General features: G+C 71.1%; 22 protein-coding genes and 1 pseudogene. 8 read left to right on the forward strand and 15 right to left on the reverse strand.

The features are described 5' to 3' along the window. Positions 1-49 precede the first annotated feature (49 nt). From AC3ERT_RS14820 to AC3ERT_RS14835, 4 genes and pseudogenes are all read right to left on the reverse strand, one after another. Positions 50-226: pseudogene (locus AC3ERT_RS14820) on the reverse strand (IS5/IS1182 family transposase); the annotation flags it as partial. 150 nt (positions 227-376) lie between these two features. Next, positions 377-1,036, reverse strand: coding sequence for an NADPH-dependent F420 reductase (locus tag AC3ERT_RS14825; RefSeq protein WP_435174671.1), 660 nt, complete (start codon positions 1,034-1,036; stop codon positions 377-379). A gap of 80 nt (positions 1,037-1,116) precedes the next feature. Further along, the gene (locus AC3ERT_RS14830; RefSeq protein WP_435174486.1) at positions 1,117-2,055 is read right to left on the reverse strand and encodes an SDR family oxidoreductase; all 939 of its coding nucleotides are present in this window, start codon (positions 2,053-2,055) and stop codon (positions 1,117-1,119) included. A 60-nt stretch (positions 2,056-2,115) separates the two neighbouring features. Continuing rightward, positions 2,116-2,736: an NADPH-dependent F420 reductase gene (locus tag AC3ERT_RS14835; RefSeq protein WP_435174489.1), complete on the reverse strand. Its 621-nt coding sequence runs from the start codon at positions 2,734-2,736 to the stop codon at positions 2,116-2,118. 232 nt (positions 2,737-2,968) lie between these two features. Here AC3ERT_RS14835 and AC3ERT_RS14840 point away from each other — a divergent pair, with 232 nt between their 5' ends. Further along, positions 2,969-3,880, forward strand: coding sequence for a LysR family transcriptional regulator (locus AC3ERT_RS14840; RefSeq protein ID WP_435174492.1), 912 nt, complete (start codon positions 2,969-2,971; stop codon positions 3,878-3,880). 152 nt (positions 3,881-4,032) lie between these two features. Here AC3ERT_RS14840 and AC3ERT_RS14845 read toward each other — a convergent pair whose 3' ends face one another. Continuing rightward, positions 4,033-4,713 carry a TetR/AcrR family transcriptional regulator gene (locus AC3ERT_RS14845; protein ID WP_335980597.1) on the reverse strand — a complete coding sequence of 227 codons (681 nt, stop codon included), beginning with the start codon at positions 4,711-4,713 and terminating at the stop codon, positions 4,033-4,035. 101 nt (positions 4,714-4,814) lie between these two features. On the opposite strand from AC3ERT_RS14845, the gene AC3ERT_RS14850 reads away from it, so the two are divergent. Further along, positions 4,815-5,780 (forward strand): NAD(P)-dependent alcohol dehydrogenase, encoded by a 966-nt coding sequence (locus tag AC3ERT_RS14850; RefSeq protein WP_435174495.1) that lies wholly within the window; start codon positions 4,815-4,817, stop codon positions 5,778-5,780. A gap of 77 nt (positions 5,781-5,857) precedes the next feature. On the opposite strand, the gene AC3ERT_RS14855 is transcribed toward AC3ERT_RS14850, so the two are convergent. Continuing rightward, complete coding sequence (locus AC3ERT_RS14855; RefSeq protein WP_335980600.1) at positions 5,858-6,271, reverse strand: DUF2267 domain-containing protein; 414 nt, start codon at positions 6,269-6,271, stop codon at positions 5,858-5,860. Positions 6,272-6,739: 468 nt separating this feature from the next. Here AC3ERT_RS14855 and AC3ERT_RS14860 point away from each other — a divergent pair, with 468 nt between their 5' ends. The 6 genes from AC3ERT_RS14860 to iolE all read left to right on the forward strand — a co-directional run bounded on the left by AC3ERT_RS14860 (position 6,740) and on the right by iolE (position 12,860). Further along, positions 6,740-7,330, forward strand: coding sequence for a DUF421 domain-containing protein (locus tag AC3ERT_RS14860; protein ID WP_435174498.1), 591 nt, complete (start codon positions 6,740-6,742; stop codon positions 7,328-7,330). 157 nt (positions 7,331-7,487) lie between these two features. Beyond that, complete coding sequence (locus AC3ERT_RS14865; RefSeq protein WP_335980605.1) at positions 7,488-7,865, forward strand: nuclear transport factor 2 family protein; 378 nt, start codon at positions 7,488-7,490, stop codon at positions 7,863-7,865. Positions 7,866-8,295: 430 nt separating this feature from the next. Beyond that, positions 8,296-10,221, forward strand: coding sequence for a GMC family oxidoreductase (locus tag AC3ERT_RS14870; RefSeq protein WP_435135540.1), 1,926 nt, complete (start codon positions 8,296-8,298; stop codon positions 10,219-10,221). A 58-nt stretch (positions 10,222-10,279) separates the two neighbouring features. Then, complete coding sequence (locus tag AC3ERT_RS14875; RefSeq protein ID WP_435174501.1) at positions 10,280-11,422, forward strand: ferritin-like domain-containing protein; 1,143 nt, start codon at positions 10,280-10,282, stop codon at positions 11,420-11,422. 23 nt (positions 11,423-11,445) lie between these two features. Beyond that, a complete protein-coding gene (locus AC3ERT_RS14880) occupies positions 11,446-11,943 on the forward strand; it encodes a hypothetical protein (protein ID WP_435135544.1) in 498 nt (165 codons plus the stop codon). Next, a complete protein-coding gene (iolE, locus tag AC3ERT_RS14885) occupies positions 11,940-12,860 on the forward strand; it encodes a myo-inosose-2 dehydratase (RefSeq protein ID WP_435174504.1) in 921 nt (306 codons plus the stop codon). Before AC3ERT_RS14880 ends, iolE begins: the two co-directional genes overlap by 4 nt. Before the next feature lie 268 nt (positions 12,861-13,128). Here iolE and AC3ERT_RS14890 read toward each other — a convergent pair whose 3' ends face one another. From AC3ERT_RS14890 to AC3ERT_RS14930, 9 genes are read right to left on the reverse strand one after another with little or no spacing between them, the layout of a single operon-like run. After that, entirely contained in the window at positions 13,129-14,406 is a 1,278-nt protein-coding gene (locus AC3ERT_RS14890) for a 2-hydroxyacyl-CoA dehydratase (protein ID WP_435174507.1), read from the reverse strand. Beyond that, positions 14,403-15,527 (reverse strand): 2-hydroxyacyl-CoA dehydratase, encoded by a 1,125-nt coding sequence (locus AC3ERT_RS14895; protein WP_435174510.1) that lies wholly within the window; start codon positions 15,525-15,527, stop codon positions 14,403-14,405. Before AC3ERT_RS14895 ends, AC3ERT_RS14890 begins: the two co-directional genes overlap by 4 nt. After that, positions 15,527-16,774 carry a CaiB/BaiF CoA transferase family protein gene (locus AC3ERT_RS14900; protein WP_435174674.1) on the reverse strand — a complete coding sequence of 416 codons (1,248 nt, stop codon included), beginning with the start codon at positions 16,772-16,774 and terminating at the stop codon, positions 15,527-15,529. Before AC3ERT_RS14900 ends, AC3ERT_RS14895 begins: the two co-directional genes overlap by 1 nt. A gap of 5 nt (positions 16,775-16,779) precedes the next feature. Then, positions 16,780-17,916: a CapA family protein gene (locus AC3ERT_RS14905; RefSeq protein WP_435135552.1), complete on the reverse strand. Its 1,137-nt coding sequence runs from the start codon at positions 17,914-17,916 to the stop codon at positions 16,780-16,782. After that, a complete protein-coding gene (locus AC3ERT_RS14910; protein ID WP_435135554.1) occupies positions 17,913-18,761 on the reverse strand; it encodes an alpha/beta fold hydrolase in 849 nt (282 codons plus the stop codon). Before AC3ERT_RS14910 ends, AC3ERT_RS14905 begins: the two co-directional genes overlap by 4 nt. Continuing rightward, on the reverse strand, positions 18,758-20,272 hold the full coding sequence (locus AC3ERT_RS14915; RefSeq protein ID WP_435174512.1) for an alpha/beta hydrolase domain-containing protein: 1,515 nt from the start codon (positions 20,270-20,272) through the stop codon (positions 18,758-18,760). Before AC3ERT_RS14915 ends, AC3ERT_RS14910 begins: the two co-directional genes overlap by 4 nt. After that, on the reverse strand, positions 20,269-21,321 hold the full coding sequence (locus AC3ERT_RS14920) for an oligopeptide/dipeptide ABC transporter ATP-binding protein (protein ID WP_435135558.1): 1,053 nt from the start codon (positions 21,319-21,321) through the stop codon (positions 20,269-20,271). Before AC3ERT_RS14920 ends, AC3ERT_RS14915 begins: the two co-directional genes overlap by 4 nt. Next, positions 21,318-23,234, reverse strand: coding sequence for a dipeptide/oligopeptide/nickel ABC transporter permease/ATP-binding protein (locus tag AC3ERT_RS14925; RefSeq protein WP_435135560.1), 1,917 nt, complete (start codon positions 23,232-23,234; stop codon positions 21,318-21,320). Before AC3ERT_RS14925 ends, AC3ERT_RS14920 begins: the two co-directional genes overlap by 4 nt. Beyond that, the gene (locus tag AC3ERT_RS14930; protein ID WP_335981848.1) at positions 23,231-24,172 is read right to left on the reverse strand and encodes an ABC transporter permease; all 942 of its coding nucleotides are present in this window, start codon (positions 24,170-24,172) and stop codon (positions 23,231-23,233) included. The genes AC3ERT_RS14925 and AC3ERT_RS14930 overlap by 4 nt, the downstream gene beginning before the upstream one ends. Positions 24,173-24,209 lie beyond the last annotated feature (37 nt).

Genomic DNA, 24,209 nt, shown 5'->3' on the forward strand with positions numbered 1-24,209 from the left:
GACCGTAAAGGGAATTGACTATTTGCTCAACATTGAGCGTTTTCAGCGTTGCTTCCTGGGCGTACGGATGGCCGTTGCGAAGGTAGGCGAGGGTGAGCAGAGCTTGCCGCCCCGGGCTCAGACGCCTCCACCGAGTGCCGAGCTCCCGGCGGTGCTGGCGGAGCCTGGCGGACAAGAAGCGAAGGGCAGAGCTGGACACGTCGACGCCCGACAGGTAGACAAGCACACGAAGCCCCTGGTGGAGACGGATTTCTTGGTCGAAAACCCATCTACCAGGGGCTTCACCTGTCTGCCAGCCCAACTGACGTGCTCAGCTGCCAGGTTGGAAAGGACTCCGTGTCGGGTTCGATGTTGTCGGGCCCGCGCCGACTTGCGGTTACCGCGTCGCGGTGGCCAGTGCCGCGCGGATGGCGTCCTCTCTGACCGGCCGGCCCTTCTCGTTCGAGGCCGGCCCGTACGGAGTCCCCCACACCGGCGTGTCCGTCGCCTGCCGCCAGCTGTCGGCCAGCGGTCCCGCGTCCACCACGCTGTACCCGATGGATTCGATGAATTCGGTCACCGCCGCCTTCGCCGGCGCGCAGTCCCCGGCGATCGGCAGGTAGGAGCGGTCGGCCGCCCCCGCCGGGCGGGCGAGTGACAGCAGGTGCTTGAAGAAGATGTTGTTGAACGCTTTCACGAGCATGGCGTCCGGGATGTACCGCAGAAGCAGCTCGCTCGAGGTGAGCGACTTGCTGTCGAGCTCGGGGATATGCCCGTCACGCTCGGGGCCGTAGTTGCACGTGTCGACGACCGTCTTCCCGGCCAGTGGCGCGGCAGGCACGTTGGGGAAGGCCTTGACCGGCACCGAGACCACGACGATGTCACCGGCCGCCGCGGCCTCCCCGCTCGTCGCCGCGGACGCCCGCGGCCCCAGTTCCGCGGCCGTGTCCGCGAGCGTTTCGGGACCGCGCGAGTTGCTGAGCACGACCTGGTGCCCGGCCTCGACGGCGAGCCGCGCGATGGTACTGCCGATGTATCCGCTTCCGATGAATCCCACCGTCGTCATATTCTCAGCGTCCCTCCAGAAGAGCCGAACCCTTGTTATTTTCCGGCTCGTTGCGATTCGCGTACCCGCCGTCAGCCGGCGGAGAAGTAATGTCCGTTGTCCAAATCGGCGAGCAGGCTGGGTTGAGCGGGTTCCCAGCCCAGGGACCGGCGGGTGATGTGGTTGGACGCCGGGTAGTTCTGCGTGACGATGTTCGCGAGGAACCCGAAATATCCTGGCACCATCAGGACGTCCGCGGGAATGCTCACGGCGGGCAGGCCCAGACGGCCTCCGATGGCCTCGGCGATCTCGCGGAACGGGATGGCCCCGTCCCCGACCGCGTGCCAGTACTTGCCGGCGGGCCCCTTCTCCAGCGCCAAGCGGAACAAGGAGGCGACGTCGCGGATGTGCACGGCGTTCCACAGGTTCGCGCCGTCGCCGGGGTAGCCGACGACGCCCTTCTCCTTCGCGAGCGCGATCAGCGTGGGGAGGAAGCCGGTACGGTCGGTCGTGCTGTGCGCGATGTTGGCAATCCGCACGACCGAAGACCGCACTCCCCGCTCGGCGAGGCCGATTACGGCGGTTTCCACGACGTTACGAACCCGCAGGGTGCCCTTGTACTCATCGCCGCCGGGAAGGGCCGGGTCCTCCTCGGTGGCCGGCCAGCCCAGGTGCTGCCCGGGCGAGCCGATGCTCCCCGCTGCGACCAGCGGCTTTCCGGTTCCCGCCAGTGCCTCGCCGTACGCGAGCATGATCGGGAGCTCCGCGGCGGCCACGGCGTCGATCCCGCCGGACGGAAGCAGGTCCTGCCTGTGCGCGACGTGGATGACGCCGTCGGAGTCCGCGGCCGCCTCCTTGAGCCCGTCGAGATCCTGGAGGTCGCCGCGGCGCACCTTCGCGCCGAGCGCGGACAGCGCCGCCGCTGCTGTGTCCGATCGGGCCAGGCCGGTGACCTCGTGCCCGGCGGCGATGAGCTCGGGGACGATGTACGAACCGGAATGGCCGGTCCCGCCAGTGACGAAAACGCGCATGCTACTGGTCCTTGTGATTGATATATCGATAGGGCGCGAGAAGTGGTGGTGCGGGCGCGCTCAGGCAGACGTGTTGACGCCGAGGGTGAAGTCGAAGCTCCCCACGCCGTTGCGGCCCAGGCCGATCATCACCAGGCCCGTTCCCTCCAGCCAGCGCGCCATGGCCAGGGGGCCGGTGTCCATCGGCTTCAACCCGAGGCTCTTGATGAACGCCGACACCGTCGCCTTGGCCTCGGCGTCGTCGCCGGCGATGAGCACGTCCAGCGGGCTGCCCTGCGCCAGCATGTGGCCGAAGACGGTGTTGAACGCCTTCACGACGTGCGCGCCGGCCGGGGCGGCCTTCGCGATCTCCTGCGCGCCGGAAGTGCCGTCCGGGGTGACAAGGCCCTGGGAATCCGGGGAGACGGGGTTGGTGATGTCGATGATGACCTTGCCCTGTAGTGCGTCCCCGTACTCGCTCACCACCGCCACCGCGCTGGCGTACGGCACGGCAAGGACAACGATGTCCCCGGCCGGGGAGGCGCCGGCTGTCCCGACAGTGGCGCCGCCGAGCGCTGCGGCCGTTTCCTTGGCTTTGACCGGGTCGCGGCCGATGATCTCGACGGCGTTGCCGCCGGCGAGCGCCCGGCCGGCCAGGGCGCCGGCCATGTTCCCCAGACCGATAATGCTGATACTGCTCACTGGTGTGCCTGCTTTCCGAAGCCGGATAAAACGCGATGGACGCCACTCAGTTCCCGATGCGACCATTCCGAGCCTGCGCCCTGCTACCAATCCCCCGTATCGAATTCTTGCGCCGAATTCGCTTCGCCCCCCATCGGGTACGTATTCAGGCTGCCATTGGCCTGAGTAGGTGTCCAATACTTCCTTCAGTCGGGGTGATACCTTGGAGGCATCACCGGACCAGGAGGGCGCCATGGATCTGGATCTGCGCAAACTGCGCTACTTCGTCGCCGTGGCCGACCAGTTGCACTTCGGCCGCGCCGCCGATGAACTCCATATCGCGCAGCCGGTGCTCAGTCGACAGATCCGCGCGCTCGAGCAGGACCTCGGCGCCTCGCTGTTCACCAGGAATCGCCACGGCGTAACGCTGACCGACGCGGGCCGACAACTACTGACCGACGCCGGTCCGCTACTGGCCTCCGCGCACGCCGCCCGCCGCCGGGTGACCGTGGCCGCGCGGGGCAGCCAGCGGCTGATGGTCGGCTTCCGGGCCGGCATCGCGGTCGCCCCGGCGGTACAACTGTTCGCCGCCCGGCACCCGGACGTTCTGGTGGACGTGCAGCGGATCGAATGGGACGACCAGGCCCCGATGCTGCTCGACGGCCGCATCGACGTCGGCTATGTGCGGCTTCCCATAGACGAGGCCGGCCTGCGCGTCGCCCCGCTCTACGCCGAGCCGCGGGTGGCGGTGCTGCCCGCCGGCCACCGATTGGCCGGCAAGGAAAAAATATCCGAGACCGACCTGGCCGGTGAGCCGCTGGTATGGCATGCCGACCCGAGCACGCAGCCCACCAGGCGCCCGCACCCTGACGCCGGGTACCTGGCGCGCGGGGTGGACGAGACGCTCGAGCATGTCGCGGCCGGCCGGGGCATCTCGTACCTGGCCCGTTCGGCGACCGTGTTCTACTCGCATCCGGACGTCACGTATGTGCCCGTCCCGGATCTGGCGCCCGACCAGGTGTGCCTCGCGGTCGCGGCATCACGCGTCTCGCCGGTGGTCAACGACTTCTTCACCGCGGCTCAGGCGGCAGCCGAGATCACGGCAGAATGTGGGAACTATGAAATGTGGCAGCGCAGGGGCGATGCCGTTGCCGAGCACGGTTGACGAGCACGGTTGAGCAGTTCGGCTGACAACAGCAGGCGCCCTCGTTCAGCAATCGGTCGGCGATCGCGGCGTCGCGTCGCGCGGGACGGGATCACCGCGGCGGACGGCCCGGGCAGGGCCCCGATGTGCCCTGCCGCAGGCAGCGCTTCCTGTCAGGCCCTGCGGGACCGCTGCCCCTGGGGACTGTCAGCTGCCATCGGGAAGCTGCGCAGGGTCAGCGCACTCGGCGGGGGCAGCGGTTCGCCGGCCGGGTCGGCGCGGAACGACTGGAGCACATACGCCACCAGGCGCCGGGACGCCGCACCGTCATCCGGTAGCGCGGTCACCAGACCGCAGTGCGCCAACAGGACCACGGCGAGGTCGGACGGGTGGAAATCGGCCCGCAGCGCGCCCGACGCCTGGGCCCTGCGTACCAGGGTCGTGAAGTCCCGCTCGGCGCGTTGCCGGTACTGCGCGTGTTCCGACGTGCTGTCCGGGAAGGCCGCGACGAACGCGGCCGGGAACCCGCGTTCCTCCCGTTGCAGGGCGCAGACCGTCTCGACCAGGTGCTGGAAACCCTGCCACGGGTCGGGGGCGGCCAGCGCCTCGGTGAGCGCCCGCGCGCAGGTCTCCATCTGCTGCGCGAACGCGCCTCTCACCAGGGCGTCCCGGGTCGGGAAATGCCGGTACAGCGTCGCCACGCCGACCCCGGCCCGCCGGGCCACGGTCGCCATCGGGGCGTCGATCCCGTGCTCGGCGAAGACCGCACGGGCGGCGACGAGGACCCGCTCCCGGTTGCGCCGGGCGTCCGCCCGCACCCCGTCCCGGGCTGTGATCCGAGAGGATTCCGCCATCACTGTCTCTCGCTTCCGGTCCAAGCGGACGATTGCGTCCACTTGAGAGCTTACGGTCGGTGCCACATCCCCGTACGGCCCCCGGCGGCAAAGGCAGAACGATGACCGACCGCATGATGAAGGCAGTGCTCTACGACCGCTACGGCGGCCCCGACGTGCTCTACACGGGGCGCGTGCCCATCCCTGAGCCGGCCCCCGGGGAGGTCCTGGTGAAGGTGCGCGCGTTCAGCGTCAACGGCGGCGAACTGGCGGTCCGCGCCGGCCGCCTCCGCCTCCTGAGCGGCCGGAAGTTCCCCAAGCGCGTCGGCCTGGACTTCACCGGCGAGGCCGCCGCGATGGGGGCCGGGGTCACACGGTTCGCGGCCGGCGACCGCGTATGGGGGGTCTTGGGCCGCGCCTCCGGGTTCGGCAGCGCCGCCGAGTACGTGACCGTACCCGCCGAGCGGGTCGGCCGGGTCCCCGACGGCCTTGACCTGGTGGATGCCGCCGCGCTGCCGGTGGCCACCACGGCCGTCACCGCGCTGCGGGACAAAGCCCGGCTGCGCCCCGGCGAACGGCTCCTCGTCCGGGGCGCGGCGGGCGGTGTCGGCAACGCCGCCGTCCAGCTCGGACGGGCGTACGGCGCAGAGGTCACGGCGCTGGCCCGCGCGGCCAACCTCGACTTCGTCCGCGGGCTCGGCGCGCACAAGGCCGTCGACCACCGGACCGTGCGGCCGGCGGAGTTGGGCCGCTTCGACGTGGTCGTGGACACCGCGGGGACCGACCTGGGGGCCTTCCGGCGGCTGCTGAGTCCCGGCGGGCGCATGGTCACCATCGCCTTCGACCTGGAACGGCCCGCCGCGTCGCTCGGCTACCTCGCGGCCAGCACGGTCCACGGACACGGCCGGGTGCGCTTCTTCAGCGGCAACCCCACGCAGGCGGACTTCGACGACCTCGCCCGCCATGTGGTCGAGGGCAGGCTGCGCCCCGCGGTGGACACGGTCTTCCCCCTGGAGGAGACGGCAGCGGCACACCAGGCGCTGGAGGCGGGCGGCGTCCAGGGCAAGTACGTGGTCAGGGTCGCGTAGGGCGATTTACGGGCCCGCGGTCCCCACGACGGGTTCGGACCGCGGCGGGCCCCCGCTTGCGGGCCCCGGCCCCGTGCTCAGGCGCGGCCCGAGGGGAGGAGCGGTGCGAAGTCCGCTGACAGGTCGGCGGTCACCTTGTCCATCAGCTCCGGGGACAGCGCGCCGTCCAGCACCTCCAGGACGGCGCCCGTGTCGCGCAGCGCCGCGTCGTCCGGCACGCCGGCCCGCCCCGCCACCCGTCCGGCGAAGACCGGCAGGTCGAACTTCTCCCCCGAGCCGCGGTCGCGCCCTTCCCCGACCGCGTCCTGCGCGGCCGTCCGCAGGCAGACCGCCAGGTCGGGCGGCAGTTGCGCGGCGACGTGCCGGGCCAGTCCCGGCGAGACGCGTTCGCCGAGGGTGCGCAGGACCGCCGTGGCCGCGCGTTCGGCGGACCCCCGGTCCGGCAGCTGGGCGAGCGCCTGCACCTTGCCGATGATCTGGTCGTGCTGCATCGATCCTCCCTCGGTCGCCGGGTGCGGGCCCCGCCCCGATCCGCAGGGCGTACGGGCACCCGCGGTGCCGACCCGCACGGGGGGCACGGACCGGACGTACGTACACCCTGCGGGTACCCATACCGCGGGGACCTATCACGCGCGTACCGACGGTCCCGCCGGGGCGACCCGCGCGCACCGGGCGAAGTCGCGTGTCCCGGCGCCGGGCGGAGGTACCCGCAGGGGGTACGGGGCCGGCCCCCGCCGGTGCCGCGGGTGGGGTCGTACGGCCCGGACCCGCGCCGCATGGCCGCACGGGTCGCCCGGACCGGCCCCGCCGGCGGCTGGTGGAGCCTGGCGGACCCGCGCCTGCGGCGCTGACCGCCGCGCGGTCGTTGCCCGCCCGCGCGGGGTGCAGCAAGCTGTCCACCCCGGGGGCGCCCTGCTCCCGGGGCGGACACGGCCCAACCGGCGCGAGGGGACACGGCGTTGATCTGGCACGACCTGTGGAACATGCAGATCCCGGCCTCGGAGAAGGTCCTGCGCACCGTGCTGGTCTACATCGGGCTGGCGGTGCTGCTGCGGGTCGCCGGCAAGCGCGACCTCGCCCAGCTCAACAGCTTCGACCTGGTCGTGATGCTGCTGCTGTCCAACGTGGTGCAGAACGCGGTCATCGGCAGCGACAACAGCCTCGCGGGCGGCCTGCTCGGCGCGGTCGTCCTGGTCGCGCTCAACTCCCTCATGGTCCGTCTGGTCAACTGCTTCCCGCGGCTGGTCCGGATCTTCGAGGGACGCTCCACCGCGCTGATCCGCGACGGCCAGGTGATCTCGAAGTCCCTGCACCGGCTCGGGCTGCGCCGGGCCGACGTCGTGGCCGCCTGCCGCCGTCAGGGTGCCGACGACATCGGCGAGATCACCGACGCCACCCTCTCCCCCGGCGGCGCGCTGGTGGTCACGCTCGACAAGAAGTACCGCGACGCCACGATCGACGACGTGCGGCGCGAGAACGACCTGCTGCTCACCCGGATAAGGGCCGAACTCGCCGCGTTGGAGGCCCGGATCACCACCCAGGGCTCCTAAGGCCGGGCCGTGCGCGGCGGGTTCGCTCGACCGACTCGACCGACTCGGCCGACCTGGGGCCCCGCCGCGGCGAAGGCCGTGCTTCCGCGACGCGGGTGGGTGATCGGAAAGCGGCTCGCGGGTCGAGCGGGCGCGAGGGGTCTGGTATCACTGGGGCATGCAGGAAGAGACCGCATGCTCCGCGATCGACACGTTCATCTCGGCGTTCAACGCCTCGGACGACAACTATGTGGCGGACCTGCTCTCCCAGGCCCTGACCTCGGACGTGGTCTTCTGGGGGCCGTTGGGTCGCAGCGAGGGGATCGAGGCGGTCGAGCGGTTCGTGCTGGACATCCGGCGCCACCCGGCGGGGACCGGCACGATGGTGCGCTGCTCGGCGGTGGACATGCCGGACGAGTGGGCCCGGTACCAGTGGGTCTTCACCACGCCTGACGGAGGCCCGCGGCTGGCGGGAACGGACGTCGTCCATCTGCGGCGCAGCCTCATCGACCAGGTCATCGTCTTCGCGGGCGAGATCGAGACGTTCGCCTCCTGAACCGTCCCTCGGCCGGGGTCCTTTCGGAGCCGACCCGGAGAACGCCTCGCCGATTACGCCCGAAAGGTGGGTTTGCCGGCAAGACCCGCTGTGGCGGCCCGGAATGACAGCGACATATGCAACCCTCGGCATGGAGGCCATTCCCGCGATCCCCGGGGGAACCATGCGATAAGCGGCCGCAGTTGGCGGCGGGACCCACCGGGGAACACGGGAAGCCCTCAGCGGCTCATCGGTGGGCGCCGCGATGCCTTCTTGCGTCGGTTCGCCGGCCCGAACCCGGATTTCGGGCTGGTTCCCTTTTGCCAGTGGCGGCGGTGCCCCTTCGACAGTCGCGAAACCGCCATCCGTTCCGGCGGCCGGTGGAATCTGCCATCGGGCTGTTCGGCCCGTAATCGGGGTGCGGCCACCCCAGACGCGACAAGGGGCATCAATGACGTCTTACGACGATACGGATTCGGTGATCTTCCCCGCCGGTGCCGCGACGCAGACCAGCGCCGCAGAGGCGGCGCAAGGCGAGTGGGATGCCGTTGTCGTCGGTGGCGGCATGGCAGGTTCCATCGTCGCCGAGCAGTTGGGCCAGGCGGGCTACCGGGTGGTGATCCTGGAAGCCGGCCCCGGCAAGGACCTGGACCTCGCCGAGTACGAGTCGTACCTGTCGCGGTTCTACGGCGCGGTCGTCAAGGACAACCAGTCTCCGTACCCGTTCAACCCGAACGCCCGGATGCCCAGGAGCACCGACACCATGCCGGTGGGGCCGGAGACGCCCCAGGACGAGTTCTACCTCGTGCAGGAGGACCCGTACTGCACGGACACCACCTTCACCCGGGTCCTCGGCGGCACCTCCATGCACTGGGAGGGGAAGGCGCTGCGCATGCTGCCCGAGGACTTCGACCTGCGCACCAAGTACGGCCAGGGCCTCAACTGGCCGCTCAGCTATGACGACCTGGAACCGTACTACCGGCAGGCCGAGGCCGAACTGGGCGTCGCCGCCGAAGTCGAGGACCAGGCCTACCTGGGGATGCACTTCCCGAAGGGATACGTGTTCCCGATGCACCGCATGCCGCTGTCCTATCTCGACCAGACGGTCGCCCGGGGTGTGGACGGCATGCGGGTCACTCTGGCGGACGACGAGTACGCCCTGCGGGTGCGGAGCTTTCCCCAGGCCCGCAACGGCGTGCCGAACCCGGCGTACGACGGCGGCAAGGGCTTCGTCCCGGTCGGCGCGGTGAGCACGAACCAGGTGGAAGAGGGCGAGCGCTGCCAGGGCAACACCAACTGCGTGCCGATCTGCCCCGTGCAGGCCAAGTACCACGCGGGCAAGACGCTGGCCAAGGCGCTCCGCAAGGGCAACGTCACGATCGTGACGCAGGCCGTCGCCTCCAAGGTCGAGGTCGACGGGGATGACCAGCGGGTCACCGGGATCACCATCAAGAACTACGACGCGCTCGATTCCGGGGAGTACACGGAGTACACGGTGAAGGGCGCCGTCTACATCCTGTGCGCGCACGCCATCGAGAACGCCCGGCTCATGCTCGCCTCCGACATGCAGCGGATGAGCCGCAGCAAGCTGATCGGCCGCAACCTGATGGACCACGCGTACCTGCTGTCCTGGGGCCTGCTGCCCAAGCCCGCCGGCACCATGCGGGGCACCTCCTGCACGGGTGGGATCACCGACCTGCGCGGCGGGCGGTTCCGCGGCACCCAGGCCGGATTCGGCGTGGACATCCACAACGACGGCTGGGGCTGGGCGACCGGCTCGCCCTACACGGACCTGGTCGAGTTCGTGGATCAACGGGGTCTGCGCGGAGCGGAGTTGCGCAGGACCCTCGGGGACCGGATCTCCCGGCAGCTGCTGCTGGCCTTCATGATCGACCTGCTGCCCGACAGGAACAACACGGTCACCGTGGACGAGCGGTACAAGGACGCCATCGGCAACCTGAAGCCGGTCGTGTCGTTCACGATCCCGCCCTACACCATGCGGGGCGCCGCGTTCGCCCGCAAGCTCGCGACCGACATCTTCGACAAGCTCGGCGCCGAGGACCGGACCGTCTACCACAAGGACCGCTACAGCGCCGTCGAGCACGAGGGCCAGTGGTACAACATCGTGGGCGGCAACCACCTGGCAGGCACCCACATCATGGGGACCGACCCGGCGAACTCCGTGGTCGACCACACCCAGCACTCGTGGGACCACGACAACCTCTACCTGGTCGGACCCGGCAGCCTGCCCTCGATCGGGACGTCCAACATCAGCCTGACCATGGCGGCGCTCGCCTTCCGCAGCGCGGGCCACATCGTCAGGTACCTGCGTGCCGCGAAGGCGCCGGCCGTCGTCGGCAGCCGGACGGCTCGCTGACCGGCGTACCGAACGCGGCACCGCGTACCACCCACCCACCGCCCACGATCGGGGGAACATGTCCGTTCCAGAACCAGAGCCTGCTCCAGAGCCCAAGATCCAGACCATCGAGGAGCTGCGCAGGTACCTCCACGACGGGCTCCAGTTGGAGCACGCGACGCTGCCGCCCTACCTGATCGCGCTCTACTCGCTGCATCCGGGGAAGAACTCGGACGCCTGGCACGTCATCAGGGTCGTGGCCGTCGAGGAGATGCTGCACCTCACCCTGGTCGCGAACGTCCTGAACGCCGTGGGCGGGACACCGGACCTCACCAGGACGAACTTCGTACCGGACTACCCGTCATACCTGCCGTGCGGTCCCGACTACTTCAAGGTGCACCTCCGGCCCTTCTCGCCCGAGGCGCTCGACACGTTCCTGAAGATCGAGAAGCCCGCGCAGGCACCGACCGAGGAGGACAGGTTCGTCCCGGTGGACTGGGCGGCCCTCGGGCTGACGTCCGACGGAGCGGCGCCACCGGCGGCGAAACTGGCGGAGCTCGAGGAGTCCGGGACGGTCCTCGGCCTCGTCCCCGGAGAACCCACCACGCGTTTCCTGAGCATCGGTGAGTTCTACGAGGAGATCATCCGGGGCATCAACCACCTGGAGGACCAGGCCCGTAAGGCAGGGAAGACGATTTTCACCGGCGACCCCGCTCGCCAGGTGACTCCCGAGTACTTCTACTCCGGTGGCGGCGACGTGATCGTGGTGACCGGCCGCGACACCGCGGTCGCGGCGCTCACCCTCGTCGCGGAGCAGGGCGAAGGGCTGTACGGCGGCATCTACGACAGCCAGGACGAGATCGCCCACTACTACCGGTTCCAGCAGCTGGAACTGGGGAGGTACTACCAGAAGGGCGATGATCCGGGCGATCCTTCCGGCCCGGAGGTGAACGTCGACTGGGATGCCGTCTATCCGGTGAAGCCGGACATCAAGCTGGCGGACCTCACGGATGACCCGCAGATCCACGCGGCGGCCACGGAGTTCAACCAGAGCTACGCCACCTTCCTGACCAACGTCAATCTGGCCTACAACGGCCAGCCCGACCTTCTGCTGAAGGCGGTCTGGGAGATGTTCCGCATCCGCGACAGCATGAACCGGCTCATCCGCAATCCGCTCACCGGGCATCCGGGGGCGAACGCCGGCCCGACATTCGAGCTGTAAGACCGTCGACGGAGGTGGGAATCATGACGCAAGGAACGAACGCGGAAGAGAAGCTGCGCGCGTTTGTGAAGTTCTCTGCCGCTGCGACCGGGTTCAGCGAGTTCGACCTGTGGGGAACCGGTCAGGCGGAGGTGTACTACGAGACGGCGGTGGAGCAGGAAGGGCAGGATGCGATCGAGAAGGCGATGACTTCCGATCCCTCTGCCACCCCCGCCGATCCGGTGGTGGGAAGCATCGTCAAGCTCTGGTACGTCGGTGTCTGGTACGGCCCGGAACTGGCGGGGCGCATGGACGTGGCGGCCTGGACGGCGCCCGGGCGGAGCGGAGCGAAGCCCGCCGTCCCGGATGGCAGCGAGCCCGCGGAGGGACGCGTACCCCTGTTCGTCGTCTCCCCCGACGCCTACACCGAGGGCCTGTTGTGGCGCGCCATCGGCGCCCACCCATCCGGCGCGAAGGCGCCGGGCTACGGCTCGTGGGCCACTCCGCCCACGTTCGAGGACCGCCAGAAGGAGGAAGTGTGACGACCAGCATCATCCCGAACCTGGGCCGCGACAAGGTGTCACTCGGCGTGACGCCGACGCTGTGGTGGAACGACGACTTCCCGCTGATCGACATCGGGGTCCCGTTCGAGCAGTGCGTGAGCGAGATGGCGCTCGCGGGATTCCAGGGTTGCAGCATCGGCCACAAGTACCCGACCGACGCCGCCGTGTTGAAGAAAGCGCTGGAGCTGCGCGGCCTGAAGGTCTCCGAGCCGTGGGTGAGCACCTACTTCACCATCGGCGAGAAGGACCGGACCGTCGAGAACTTCAGGAGGCAGCTGAAGTTCCTCGAAGAAGTGGGCGGTCGGGACATCGTGGTCGCGGAGTTCGGGCAGTCGTCGCACCTCCAGCCCATTCCGGTATTCAAGCACCGCCCCGAGTTCTCCGACCAGGAATGGCACCTCCTGACCAGCGGGCTCGACGAGATCGGGAAGCTGGCCGCGGACAGGGGGATGCGGCTGTGCTACCACCACCACATGGGCACCGGCGTGCAGTCGGCCGAGGACATCGACAGGCTGATGGCGGGCACCAGCGCGGAGTACGTGCATCTGCTGTTCGACACCGGGCATCTCCGGTTCGCCGGCGACGACCCGCTCACGGCCGTGGAGAAGCACAAGCAGCGGATCAAGCACGTTCACCTCAAGAACGTCCGCCAGCCCGTGGCCGACAAGGTGCGGAGCGACCACCTGTCCTTCGAGGAGGGAATCCGCCAGGGCGTCTTCACCGTGCCCGGAGACCCGGAGGGCGCGATCGACTTCAGGCCCGTCCTCTCGGCGCTGGCCGAAGCCGACTACGAGGGATGGCTGGTGGTCGAGGCCGAGCAGGACCCGGCGACGGCGGAACCGCTGAAGTACGCCACGATGGCCCGCCGCTACCTCCGTGAAGTCCTGGGATGGTGAGAGGGACCCGGTTCAGGTGCCCGGGTCGACGTCGGGGTGCGTGAACCGCACAGGCTTGCCCAGCGGACGACCCCCGGGAGGGCGAGCCGCCTTTTCGCATCGGCAAGCGCCTCCTCGGGGGTCGGGTGAGGTCCGGCCCGACCGGTCGCGGCGACCACGTCTCGCGCGATGTCCCCGACCGGCTGTGCGTCCGCGTGGTCCATGGGGACAGCGTGACAGGGCGCGGCCCCCCGCGCGATCCGATATCGATCGGCCCCCGTGGAGCGGCTCAGCCGTGATCGGGCAGCGACTCCGTCCAGCGCGCGACCTGGGCGTGCAGGGCCGCGGGGTCGAGGGAACGGCCGTCCGCGTTGTCCGCCCGGATCTCCGTCACCGGGATGCCCGCCTCCCGCAGGGCACGTGTGGTGAACCAACTGCTGCGGCTGTCGGGGCTGATGAGGTGGACCACGCCGTCGACCCGGTGCGCACGGGCTTCCTTCACGTACCACTCCACCGACCACGGCGGTGTGTACATCTGGTCGCGGAAGGCGCAGAACCTGGCCGCCAGGGCGCGCAGCGGGTCGTCGCCGTAGCGGGCGTAGGCGTCGGCGGCGAGGGCGAGGTACATGGACCAGACGAACACCGCGCCGTGCGACTGCTCGAAGGAACGGTAGAAGTCCATGTCGAACCAGAGGCCGCGTCCGATCCACATCAGCCGGCGCCGCTCCCGCGGGACGACCGCGCGCCCCTGGGCCACGAGCGCACTGACCTCGTGGTACAGGGATTCGGCCGCCGAGGTCGCCCACGGTGTGCCGCGGTGCCACTGCGGGATCATCACCGCCGGGATGACGTCGTTGACCGGGACAGGGCACTGCGGGGCGGAGGCCAGCAGGTCCCGGGTTCTGCGGTTCCACTCGGCCTGCTCGTTGGACAGCGCCATGATCCGAGCGAGGCGTTCGGTACTGAAGCGTGCTCCGGTGAGCTGTTCGAGCCGGGGGACGAGCACCCGGAGTTCCTGGTGGAGCAGATCGATGCGCGGGGAGCCGATGGCCGTCTCCCAGTCGTGGCGCATCAACTCCCACCAGTTCGCCGGCACGGTCTCCGCCGCGGCGCCCTCCAGCGGGAGGAAGGGCACGCCCAGTTCGCTCTCCCACAGCTGGAACATGCGGTGCATGGTGTCGCCCGTGCAGTCCGCGAGGACGACCGACGGCAGCGGCAGCCCGCCCCAGGGCGCGTCGTCGCCGCGCGGGGACAGCGCCTCGGCCAGGGGCAGGGCGCTGTACTGCTCGACGTCGTCGGGCAGCCCGCGTTCGCGCAGCGCCTCCAGGTACCGGCCCGACATCCGCTTGGCTGAGATGATGGACGCCCACCACTGGTTGACGACGTACGGGACGTCCATGGCGCGCAGCAGTTCCTGCGGGAAGTCGGCGTTGACGAGGGCCAGCGGGCGCCCCCGCTCCGTCTGGCCCCGCAGGCTCGCGAACCATTTGCGCTGGTGGCGCAACGCGTCCCCGGTCGCTTCGAGGCGCGGGCCGGTTCCCCTGCGGGTGGGTGTGCGGTCGGTCATGGTGTCGTCTGCGCTTCCTGCGTGAGGAGCCGGCGGCTCAGTTCGGGCAGGTCGATGCCGGCGTAGGGCTGGTCGCGCAGGAGCGTGGTGGGCACTCCCGCCGCTGCCGCGCGTGCGGGCTGGCCCCACCGGTGGGCGTCGTCGTACCTGCGGCAGTAGGTGAGGACGTACCGCGCGCCGCTGCTGCCGACCGCGTCGCGGAGGGCGGATGCCGTCTGCCGCGGGGGCCGGGCCGTGGCCGGCAGCACCGCGCGGGTGTAGTGGTCCGTGAGGGCCTTCAGGGTCGGTTCGCCGACGGGCGGCTGGTCGCCGCCGTCGCCCCAGTCGTGGTCCTCGCCCACCACCCGCCAGCCGTCGCCTTCGAGCGCGTCGTAGACGTCGGCGGTGTCATGGGTGCTTCCGGAGACGTACAGCGGACGGCCCGCGGGCCGGGCGGCGGTACCGGCCAGCGCGGTGGTGAGGACGGCGGCGTACTCCCGGGCCGGCATGGCCGTGCCGGCGGCGTACCACCGCAGCGCCTCGCCTCCCGGCAGAAGGCCGGCGCGGCGGCGGCGCAGCTCGGTGCGCGCGGCCCGTGCGGCGTCGTGGTCGGCGACCGCCTCCGCCAGTTCGGCCGCGTCGACAGCGCGTCCCCGCCAGGCCGCCAACTGGTCGGCGAAGCGGCGCAGACGGCCCAGGTTGTAGCGCCGCGTGGGCTCCCCGGGCAGGTGGAGCAGATCGACGAAGTGGACCGGGGGGAGGGTCTGCGCCCCGATCCGGCGCAACTCCCGCAGTGTGTAGAACAGTTGGAGTGAGGCGTCGCAGTCGTGGGTGATGACGATCAGGTCGGGCACGGGGTCGTGGTCCTCGGGTGTGAGGATCGCCGCGAGGACGTTCACCGTCTGCGGGTCTACGGCGCCGTCCAGATAGGTCCCGGCCAGGGTGGTGTCCCGCCCCGTGCGTCCGGCCAGCCGTACGGGCAGGGCACCGGCGGCGGTGATCAGTTCGACCGGGGTGTCGCAGCCGACGTAGCCGACCACCGGCCGGCCGTGCGCCGCGTGCCGCCGGGCGCTCAGTCCCCGGTCGTCGTGCGCGGCGCGCAGGGCGGCGGCCGCCCGCTGTGCCTCGGGGGGCGCCGTCATCACACCACCCCCGCCTGCCGGAGTTCGGCTATCTCCTGAACCGACAGGCCACCGATGGTCGCGAGCAACTCCTCCGTGTGCTCCCCGAGATGGGGTGCGGGAGTGTCCAGGCGGACGTCGGCGTGGGAGAAGCGGATGGGGACGCCCGGACCCATCAGGCCGGTCGGGCCGTGCTGGGGGTGGCCGAGTTCGACGACCTCCTCCCGGCGCAGCACGTCGGGGTTGCGCAACGCGTCCGCCGGCTCCAGGACCTCGGCCGCGGGCGTGCCCTGCGCGACGAGGGCCGCGACGGCCTCGGCACGCGGCCGGCCCTGCGACCAGGCCGCGACCATCTCGTGGAGCTCGGAGGCGTGGCGCACGCGCTGGTCGCGGGTGGCGAACCGTTCGTCGTCCATCAGCTCCGGACGGCCCATCGCCCGGAAGACGCCCCGGGCGAAGGTGTCGGTCGGCCCGCAGAGCGCGATCTGCCCGTCCTTGGCGGGGAAGATCCCGAACGGGGCAAGGCGCGGCACCGAGTTGCCGGTCCGCAGCGGCATCCCGACCTGTTCGAGGGCGTCGAAGGGCTCCGTGGACAGCAGCGAGGTCAGCGCGCCGAGCATGGAGACGTCGACATGCTGGCCCACACCGTCCTGGTCGCGCTGGACCTTGGCCGCGAGGGTGCCGATGACCGCGTACAGCGGTGCCAGCAGGTCGCCCACCGGCAGGCCGAAGCGGACCGGGTCGGTACCCGGCTCTCCGGCCGTGTACATCACCCCGCTCAGCGCTTGGATGATGGAGTCCATCGCCTTGCCCGTTCCGCCCCCGGCACCGAATCCGCTGATCGAGGTGTAGATCACGGACGGGTTGACGGCCCGCACGTCGTCGTATCCGACGCCGAGGCGGTCCGCGGTGCCGGCGGCGTAGTTCTCCACGACGATGTCCGCGTTGCGGGCCAGCCGCAGGAAGGCCGCGCGTCCCCTCGCGTCCTTCAGGTTCATGGTGATGCTCTTCTTGTTGCGTCCGCGGCCCATCATCGACACCGACATGTCGGTGTCGGAGGTCCGCCCGGTGCTCAGCCCGTGCGGCCCGTAGTAGGGCGAGTTGGTACGTGCGCTGTCGCCGCCGGTCGCGGGGTTCTCGACCTTCACGACGGTGGCGCCGAGCCCGCCGAGCAGGAGTGTGGCGTAGGGCCCGGACAGGGCGGTGGTCAGGTCGAGCACCACGGTGCCCGCCAGCGGACGGCTCGGCGTACGGGCCTGGTGCGGCATGTCGGTCACCGTTGCTCTCCCTGGGTGATGGTCACGATGTCGTCGCCGCTCCAGTCGAAGCGGGTGGACAGGCCGGCCCTGCGGCTGATGTCACGGACGTAGGCGACGACCTCCTCGCCGCCCGTGGCCCGGGTCAGGGGTACCGGCCGGCCCGCGTCGTCGATGCGGCACGGCCGCAGCCGGGCGTGCACCTCCCCGTCGTCGTCGACCTCGACGCAGGCGACGACGGTGTTCCTGGACTCGGGGTGGAAGGGGTAGTAGGGCATGTCCGGGTCGGGGGCGAAGCCGTAGAGTTCGACCCGGCGCAGCGCCCATGCCCGGCGTTCCGGGCTGTCGTTGCCGTCGGCGGGGGTGAGGGCGCGGGTGACGGTCACGAAGTTGCCCAGGCCGTGGTAGATGGGGCGGCCGCGGTGGATCTCGATGCCGCGCATGATGTGCGCGTGGTGGGCGAAGACCGCGTGTGCGCCGGCGTCGATCGCGGCCTGCGCCACGGGCCGCTCGTACATGGCGAGCACCGCCGGGGTGTGCCCGATTCCCTTGTGGAGTCCGACCACCACGATGTCCGCCTGCTCCCGGGCGGCCGCGATGTCCTGGCGCATCGCGTCGAGGCTGCCGGGTTCGGCGAAGGTGTAGGTGCTGGGCGGGCCGCCCGGGCTCGCGTGGTCGAGTTCGTAGTGGGTCAGCACGTGTACGTAGGCGCAGCCGGGCTTCGACGAGGTCGCCCAACTCTCGCGCGGGCCGACGCAGTTGTAGCTGAGCACCGCCACTTTGCGGTTTCCGGCGCGGACCACGGCCGGCTTCCTGGCCTCGGCGAGGGTCGCGCCCGCCCCGGCGCTGGCGAGGCCGTGCTCGTGGGCGTGCCGCACGGTGTCGAGCACGCCGTCGGGTCCGGTGTCGGAGATGTGGTTGCCGGCGAGGGTCACCACGGAGAAGCCGGCCCGGGCCAGGGCGCCCAGGGCCGCCGGATCGGCCGGCGGCGCCGGGACGTCCGTGCTGGTCTGCGCGGTGGTGGTCGAGTGCGGCACCTCGACGTGGCCGATGACGGTGTCCGCGCCCAGCAGGGTGCGGCGGCTGGGCTCGAAGAAGGAGTCCGGGTCGGGCTCGTCGAGGATGATGTCGCCGACGGCGAGGAGCGTCGTCATCGCCACTCACCCCCGTTGGTCTCGTAGTCGGCCAGTTCGCCGAGGAAGACCCCCACCTCGCGGGCCAGTCGCCGCGGGCGTTCCTCCGCCATGAAGTGGCCCTCGTCCTCGAACAGCACGGTCTTGCTGTGGGGGACGGCGGCCGCGGCGCGCAGCGCGGACCGCGGGGAGATGACGCCGTCGCGCAGGCCGGCCAGGGACAGCACGGGAACCTCGATGGTGCGCAGGATCTTGCTGAGTTCCTCGTCGTCGGCGGCCTCGGGGAAGGGCATTCCCTGGTTCACCAGGGCCTCCTGCTCGGTGTAGCCGAGGTGGTGTTCCACCAGCCTGCGCAGGGTGCGCTCCCGCGTCCTGAGCCGTTCCTCGCCCTCGGTCCTGCCGCCGAGGATGCCGAACTGCTCCCTGAGGACCGCCGGGTCGCGGCGTCCTTCGACGACGCGTCTGCGGCCGGCCGAGGAGGAGGTGTCGCCGGACCGGTCGTGCGGTGTGCCGACGACGCTGATCAGGGCCCGCAGCCGCTCGGGGTGGCTTCGGGCGAGGTGCCAGCCGATGCCGGCGCCGTGCGAGACGCCGGTGTAGACGAAGCTGTCGATGCCGAGGTGGTCGGCGACGGCCAGCACGTCGGCGCCCCACTGGTCCAGCCAGCCGGCGGCCGGCGGCCGGGCCAGATGCGTGGAGCGGCCGAAGCCGCGGGCCTGCACCGTGACGACCGTGCAGCCGTACGGCTCCTCGGCGAGGATCGCCGGATACGGTCCGAAGCCGGAGGCACTGGAGATGACGACGTCACCGCCGGCACCGTGCTGTTCGAACCAGATGTCGGCGCCCTCGAGGGCCAGGATGGTCACGGGCGGGTTCCTTTCTCCCGGGCCGCCGCGGTGCGGGCGGTCCTGTCGTGCGGGTGGGGCGCGGGGGACGCGGGTTCGCCGGCCAGGTGGGGCAGGGACCGGCGGTGCGCGGCGTCCAGCAGTTGCCGTGCGTCGCGTTCCAGGAGCAGGCCCTGGCCGGTGAGCCGTGCGCACGCGGCCTCGTACCGGTCCAGGTACTCCTGCCGGGTGGGGTAGAGCGCGCGCAGCTCCGCGACGGGCAGCGGCTCGGCGTGGCCGATCATCCGGGCGACCATCTCCGCGGTGCCCATGGGCGCCCAGGGCGAGGGAGCGCAGTATCCGGGAACCGGTGTGCTGTGCGGGCGGTAGGCCGCCACCGGTGCCTCGACCCAGGGGGTGCGGACGCCGCCTCGTACGTTGCCCCTGCTGTCGCGTACCAGTTCCTGTACGCCTGCGGTGCTCCCGGGGCCGGCGAAGGCGAATCGCTCGGCGCGCGGGGGAACCGCGCCGGTGGCCGCCCAGCGGTGCAGCAGGGCGTACGCGGCACGTGCCACGGCGTCCAGGCGGGCGTCGCTGGTCTGCTCGTTGATGCGCCGGTCGGACACGTCGTGGCCGCGCCGGCGGAACTGGGTGCGGTTGGTCAGCACCGTCCACAGGTGCGGGTTGTCGTGCGAGGTGCCGGCGACCTGGTAGAGGCGGTAGCGGTCGTTCGGGGCGTCGCTGTCCTCGCGCAGCGCCGGGCCGTGGGTTTCGCTCTCCAGCTCGCTGAGCACCTCGAAGACGGGGACGTCGGCGGGGCCGATGACGCGCCGCGGGTCGTCGGCCGGCAGGACCGGGGAGCCGTCGCCCAGCGGCGGGTAGCCGGCGTCGCCGGCGGCCCCGGAGGAGATGCCGATGAGGTAGCCGTCCACGGCCGGCGCCCCGCCGGCCAGGCGGTGCCGCTGGTGGAAGCCGTCGCGCAGGAAGACCCGGCAGAAGCTGCCGGTGTTCGACCAGCCGGACAGGTACACGTACCGCACCTGGTCGGCGAGTTCGCCCAGCGCGCTGCGGCCGGGGGTGCGCAGCGCGGCGAGGATGCCGCCGACGATGTCCCAGCGCAGGCCGGCGGCGGGGATCGACAGCTCGCCGTAGCGCTGCGGGTCGAACGCCTCCCGCATCGTGGCCGCCATGCGGTGGTCCTGGGTGATGCCGACCCAGGCGGCGCCGGTGTCGGTGATCCACGGATGCGCCGTCTGCCAGGTGCTCGCGGTGTCGTAGTCGGGATGCAGGGGTTCGGCCAGGACGACGCCGTTGAAGCGTCGGGCGGTCGGGAACCGCACCAGGACGCGGGTGACGTAGGGCTGTTCGCCGGTCTGTTCCCGCACTCCGTCGCGGTGGCGGTGTTCCCCCGCCGTGCCGGTGGCGAGGAGTTCGCGCTCCTGGTAGCCCAGCGGCCCGAGGTCGACGCCGACGCCGTCTGCGGGCAGATGGCTGGTGCCGAGCGGTGGCGATGGCGCGGCGGCGTCCACTTCGCGCAGGTGGCGCAGCGTCATGGTGTGGTGCTCCCGGGGGTCTCGTGGGAAGGGGTGAGGTCCTCGGACCAGGGCGGCAGTTCGTCGGCGCGGTGGCAGGCGACCTGGCCGCCCAGGGGCGCGGGCCGCAGCAGGGGCCGTTCGCTGTGGCACCGGTCGACGGCGAAGGGGCAGCGGTGTGCGAAGGGGCAGGCGTCACCCAGCGGGGCCTGCCTGGCCGGCGGCAGCGCCAGTGCCTCGCGCCGCTCGCGGCGGGCCCGCTGCCGGTCGAGGTCCTGCAGCGGCGCGGACACGACCAGTTGCCGCGTGTAGGGGTGCTGCGGCTGCCGGTGGACGTGCTCGGCGGGCCCGGTCTCCATGACCCGGCCGCGGAAGAGGACGACGAGGTCCTCGGCGATGTGGTCGACGACGGCCAGGTCGTGGCTGATGAACAGCAGGGACAGGCCGAGGTCCTGCTGGAGTTCCAGGAGCAGGTTGAGGATCTGTGCCTGGATCGACAGGTCGAGGGCGCTGACGGCTTCGTCGCAGATCAGCAGCCGGGGCCGCAGGACGAGTGCGCGGGCGATGGAGATGCGCTGCCGCTGCCCGCCGGAGAACTGGGCCGGATAGCGGTCCGCCGCCTCCTCGGGCAGCCCGACCCTGGCCAGCATGGCCCGGACGCGTTCCTCGCGGGCGGCCGCCGTCAGCGGGCCCCCGGTGCGGGCGACGTGCGCCCGCAGCGGCTCCTGGAGGGTGTAGCCGATGGTCTTGGTGGGGTCCAGCGAGCTGTACGGGTCCTGGAAGACGACCTGGATGTCCTGCGGCCGGTCCCCCCGGCGCAGATCGTTCAGCACCTGCGTGCCGTAGGAGATCCGGCCGACGCTGAGCGGGGCCATGCCGAGAACGGCCTTGGCGACGGTGGACTTGCCCGATCCGGACTCGCCGACCAGGCCGACGACGCGGCCCGCGGGGACGCTCAGGCTCACCCCGTCCACCGCCCGGCGCTTGCGCCGCCGACCGGTCGGGTAGTCCACGACGAGGTCGGTGACGGTGAGTTCGGCGGCCTCGTCGGCCGCCGTGGCGCCCTTCACTGCCGCGCCTGGAGGAGCTTGGTGTGGATGCATCGGCTGGCACGTTCCTCGTTCAGTCGGATCAGCGGAATGACGTCGCCCGCGCAGTCGGCCGAGGACAGGGCGCACCGGTCCTTGAAGCGGCAGCCGTCGAACCGGCTGCCCGGCGGCGGCACGGCCCCGGCGACGGCGTCGATCGGGGTGCGCCGCGGGGCGTTGTCGGGGCTGGATGCCATGAGCGCGGCGGTGTACGGGTGGCAGGCGGCGCCGAAGACCTGCTCGACCGGGGCGCGTTCGACGACCTGGCCCGCGTACATGACCGCCACGTGGGTGCAGATGTCCGCGACGACGCCCCAGTCGTGGGTCACGAGCAGGACGGCCATGCCGGTCTCCCGCTGGAGGCGGCGCAGCAGGGCCAGGATGTCCGCCTGCACGGTGACGTCCAGGGCGGTGGTGGGCTCGTCGGCGATGAGCAGGTCGGGAGAGCCGGCCAGGGCGGCCGCGATGGCGACGCGCTGGGCCATGCCGCCGGAGATCTGGAACGGGTAGCGCCTCGCCATCTCCTCGGGGTCGGGGAGTTCGACCAGTTCCATGAGTTCGATCACCCGGCGCCGCGCCGCCTCGCGGGACATCTTGGCGTGGGACCGCACGATCTCCGACAGTTGTGCCCCGATCCGGAAGGAGGGGTCCAGGGCGACCATGGGTTCCTGCGAGATGAGGGCGATCCGGGTGCCGCGCAGGGCGGCCATCTCCTTGCGGCTCGCCCGGGTCAGGTCCTGGCCGTCGAAGACCACGGAGCCGCCGGTCACGGCGCCGTTGGCCTCCAGCAGGCCGAGGACCGCCCGTGCGGTGACGGACTTGCCGCTGCCGGACTCGCCGACGAGCCCGAGGGTCTGCCCTGCGGCCAGGTCGAAGCCGACGCCGGCGAGTACCTCCACCTCGCCGCCGGGGGTGAGGAAGGAGACGCTCAGGTCCCGTACGGACAGCAGGGCGGTCCCCTCGGGGGCGGGAGCCGGGGCCGCAGCCGGGGCGGGGTCGGGGCGACGCTTCGCGGGTTTGACGCGCAGGCCGCCGGAAGAGGTGTGGTTCTGCGCGGTGACATCCCGCACGGTGTCGCCCAGGATGCCCAGGGCGAGCACGGTCACAGCGATCAGGCCGCCTGACGGGACCAGCAGCCAGGGCGCCGTGCTCAAGGTCGTGGCCGCCTCGTTGACCATGCCGCCCCAGGTCGCGGCGGGCGGGGGCGGGCCGAGCCCGAGGAAGGTCAGACCGGTCTGGATGCCGATGCCGAGCGCGGCGAAGAGCGAGGTCTGGACGATGATGACGCCGCGGCTGCGGGGCAGGATGTGCCGGAAGATGATCTGGGTGCGGCTCAGCCCGAGCAACTCGGCGGCGGAGACGTACAGTTCCTGCCGGACCGTCATCGCGGCGCTGCGGATGATGCGCATCGTGCCCGAGGCGCCGAGCACGCCGAGGGTGATCATCGCGGCCGCGATGGAGTGGTCGAAGATGGAGAGGATGGCCAGCAGGATCACGATGACCGGCACCGACAGCACGATGTCGGCGGCCCGCATGACGAACCGGTCGAACCTGCCGCCCAGGTAGCCGGTGGCGACGCCGAGCGGCACGGCGACGAGCAGGTGCGCGGCTACGCCTTCCAGGATGCCGATGATGGATGACCGGCCGCCGTACAGCAGCCGGCTCAGCACGTCCCGCCCGAGGCTGTCGGTCCCCAGCCAGTGGGCGCCGGAGGGTTTCTGGAGGATCTGCTGGAGGTTCTGGTGGAGCGGGTCGGCCGGTGAGATGACCGGGGCGAGCAGGCAGCAGACGAACAGCAGCAGCAGGAAGCCCGCGGTGATCCGGCCGCGCCAGGTGGCCAGTACGGAGCGCAGGACGCCGCGCCTCTTGGCGGGAGAGTTGGTTGCCGTGGTCATGAGACGCGGACCTTCGGGTTGAGGAGGCCGTAGGCGAAGTCGATCAGGAGGTTGATGACGATCACGGAGAGGGTGAAGAAGACGCCGACGCCGAGGATCACGGGCACGTCGTGGTCGAGCGTGGCCTGGGTGGCCAGGGAGCCGAGGCCGGGGAGGACGAAGACGTTCTCGATGAAGACCGCCCCGCTGAGCATGCCGACCGATACCAGCCCGAGCGAGGTCACCACCGGGATGGCGGCGTTGCGCAGCACGTGCCGGTAGCGCACGGACCGTTCGGGGACGCCGTTGGCCCGCAGGAACTTCACGTAGTCGGCCTCCAGCACCTCCATCACGGTGTCGCGGGTCTGCTTGGCGACGGAGGTGATGCCCTGCAGGCTCAGCGCCAGTACGGGCAGGATGATCGACTTCAGCCATCCGGTAGGAGACGCCGCGAAGTCCTGGTAGCCGGTGGCCGGCAGCAGGTTGAGGTGCACGGCGAAGAAGGTGACCAGGATCAGCGCGATCCAGAAGCTGGGCAGGGCGAAGCCGAGCAGGGACACCACGTCGATGAACCGGCCCAGCGCGCCGCCGCGCACCGCGCTGGCGAAGCCGAGCGCGACCCCTGCGACAGCGCTCAGCAGCATGCTCGGCACCAGCAGCGACAGGGTGACGCCGAGCCGGCTGTTCAGGCTGGACATCACGTCCACGCCGCTGATGATCGACGTTCCCAGGTCTCCGTGGACGGCGCCGAGCAGCCAGTGGCCGTAGCGGACGGCCCACGGGTCGTTCAGCCCGAGTTGGCCGCGCAACGCCGCCAGGCTCTGGGGCGTCGCGTTCTCCCCGAGGATGGTGCGGGCCGCGTCTCCCGGCACGACGGCCTCCAGGCCGAAGATGATCAGGGAGACGATCAGCAGGAGGGGGATGGACATCACGAGGCGATGGACTATCAGCCGCCACACGGCGTGCCTCCGCTTCTTGCGTGCCGTACGGCCGCGC

Source organism: Actinacidiphila sp. bgisy145, assembly GCF_057708125.1.

Bases quoted from the DNA above. Each gene is read 5' to 3' on its own strand.
- AC3ERT_RS14830 (WP_435174486.1), bottom strand. From the start codon at position 2,055: ATGCGCGTTTTCGTCACTGGCGGGACCGGCCATTCCGGTTCGTACATC.
- AC3ERT_RS14840 (WP_435174492.1), top strand. From the start codon at position 2,969: ATGGATCTGGATCTGCGCAAACTGCGCTACTTCGTCGCCGTGGCCGAC.
- AC3ERT_RS14845 (WP_335980597.1), bottom strand. From the start codon at position 4,713: ATGGCGGAATCCTCTCGGATCACAGCCCGGGACGGGGTGCGGGCGGAC.
- AC3ERT_RS14850 (WP_435174495.1), top strand. From the start codon at position 4,815: ATGACCGACCGCATGATGAAGGCAGTGCTCTACGACCGCTACGGCGGC.
- AC3ERT_RS14855 (WP_335980600.1), bottom strand. From the start codon at position 6,271: ATGCAGCACGACCAGATCATCGGCAAGGTGCAGGCGCTCGCCCAGCTG.
- AC3ERT_RS14865 (WP_335980605.1), top strand. From the start codon at position 7,488: ATGCAGGAAGAGACCGCATGCTCCGCGATCGACACGTTCATCTCGGCG.
- AC3ERT_RS14870 (WP_435135540.1), top strand. From the start codon at position 8,296: ATGACGTCTTACGACGATACGGATTCGGTGATCTTCCCCGCCGGTGCC.
- AC3ERT_RS14875 (WP_435174501.1), top strand. From the start codon at position 10,280: ATGTCCGTTCCAGAACCAGAGCCTGCTCCAGAGCCCAAGATCCAGACC.
- AC3ERT_RS14880 (WP_435135544.1), top strand. From the start codon at position 11,446: ATGACGCAAGGAACGAACGCGGAAGAGAAGCTGCGCGCGTTTGTGAAG.
- AC3ERT_RS14890 (WP_435174507.1), bottom strand. From the start codon at position 14,406: ATGACCGACCGCACACCCACCCGCAGGGGAACCGGCCCGCGCCTCGAA.
- AC3ERT_RS14895 (WP_435174510.1), bottom strand. From the start codon at position 15,527: ATGACGGCGCCCCCCGAGGCACAGCGGGCGGCCGCCGCCCTGCGCGCC.
- AC3ERT_RS14900 (WP_435174674.1), bottom strand. From the start codon at position 16,774: ATGCCGCACCAGGCCCGTACGCCGAGCCGTCCGCTGGCGGGCACCGTG.
- AC3ERT_RS14905 (WP_435135552.1), bottom strand. From the start codon at position 17,916: ATGACGACGCTCCTCGCCGTCGGCGACATCATCCTCGACGAGCCCGAC.
- AC3ERT_RS14915 (WP_435174512.1), bottom strand. From the start codon at position 20,272: ATGACGCTGCGCCACCTGCGCGAAGTGGACGCCGCCGCGCCATCGCCA.
- AC3ERT_RS14925 (WP_435135560.1), bottom strand. From the start codon at position 23,234: ATGACCACGGCAACCAACTCTCCCGCCAAGAGGCGCGGCGTCCTGCGC.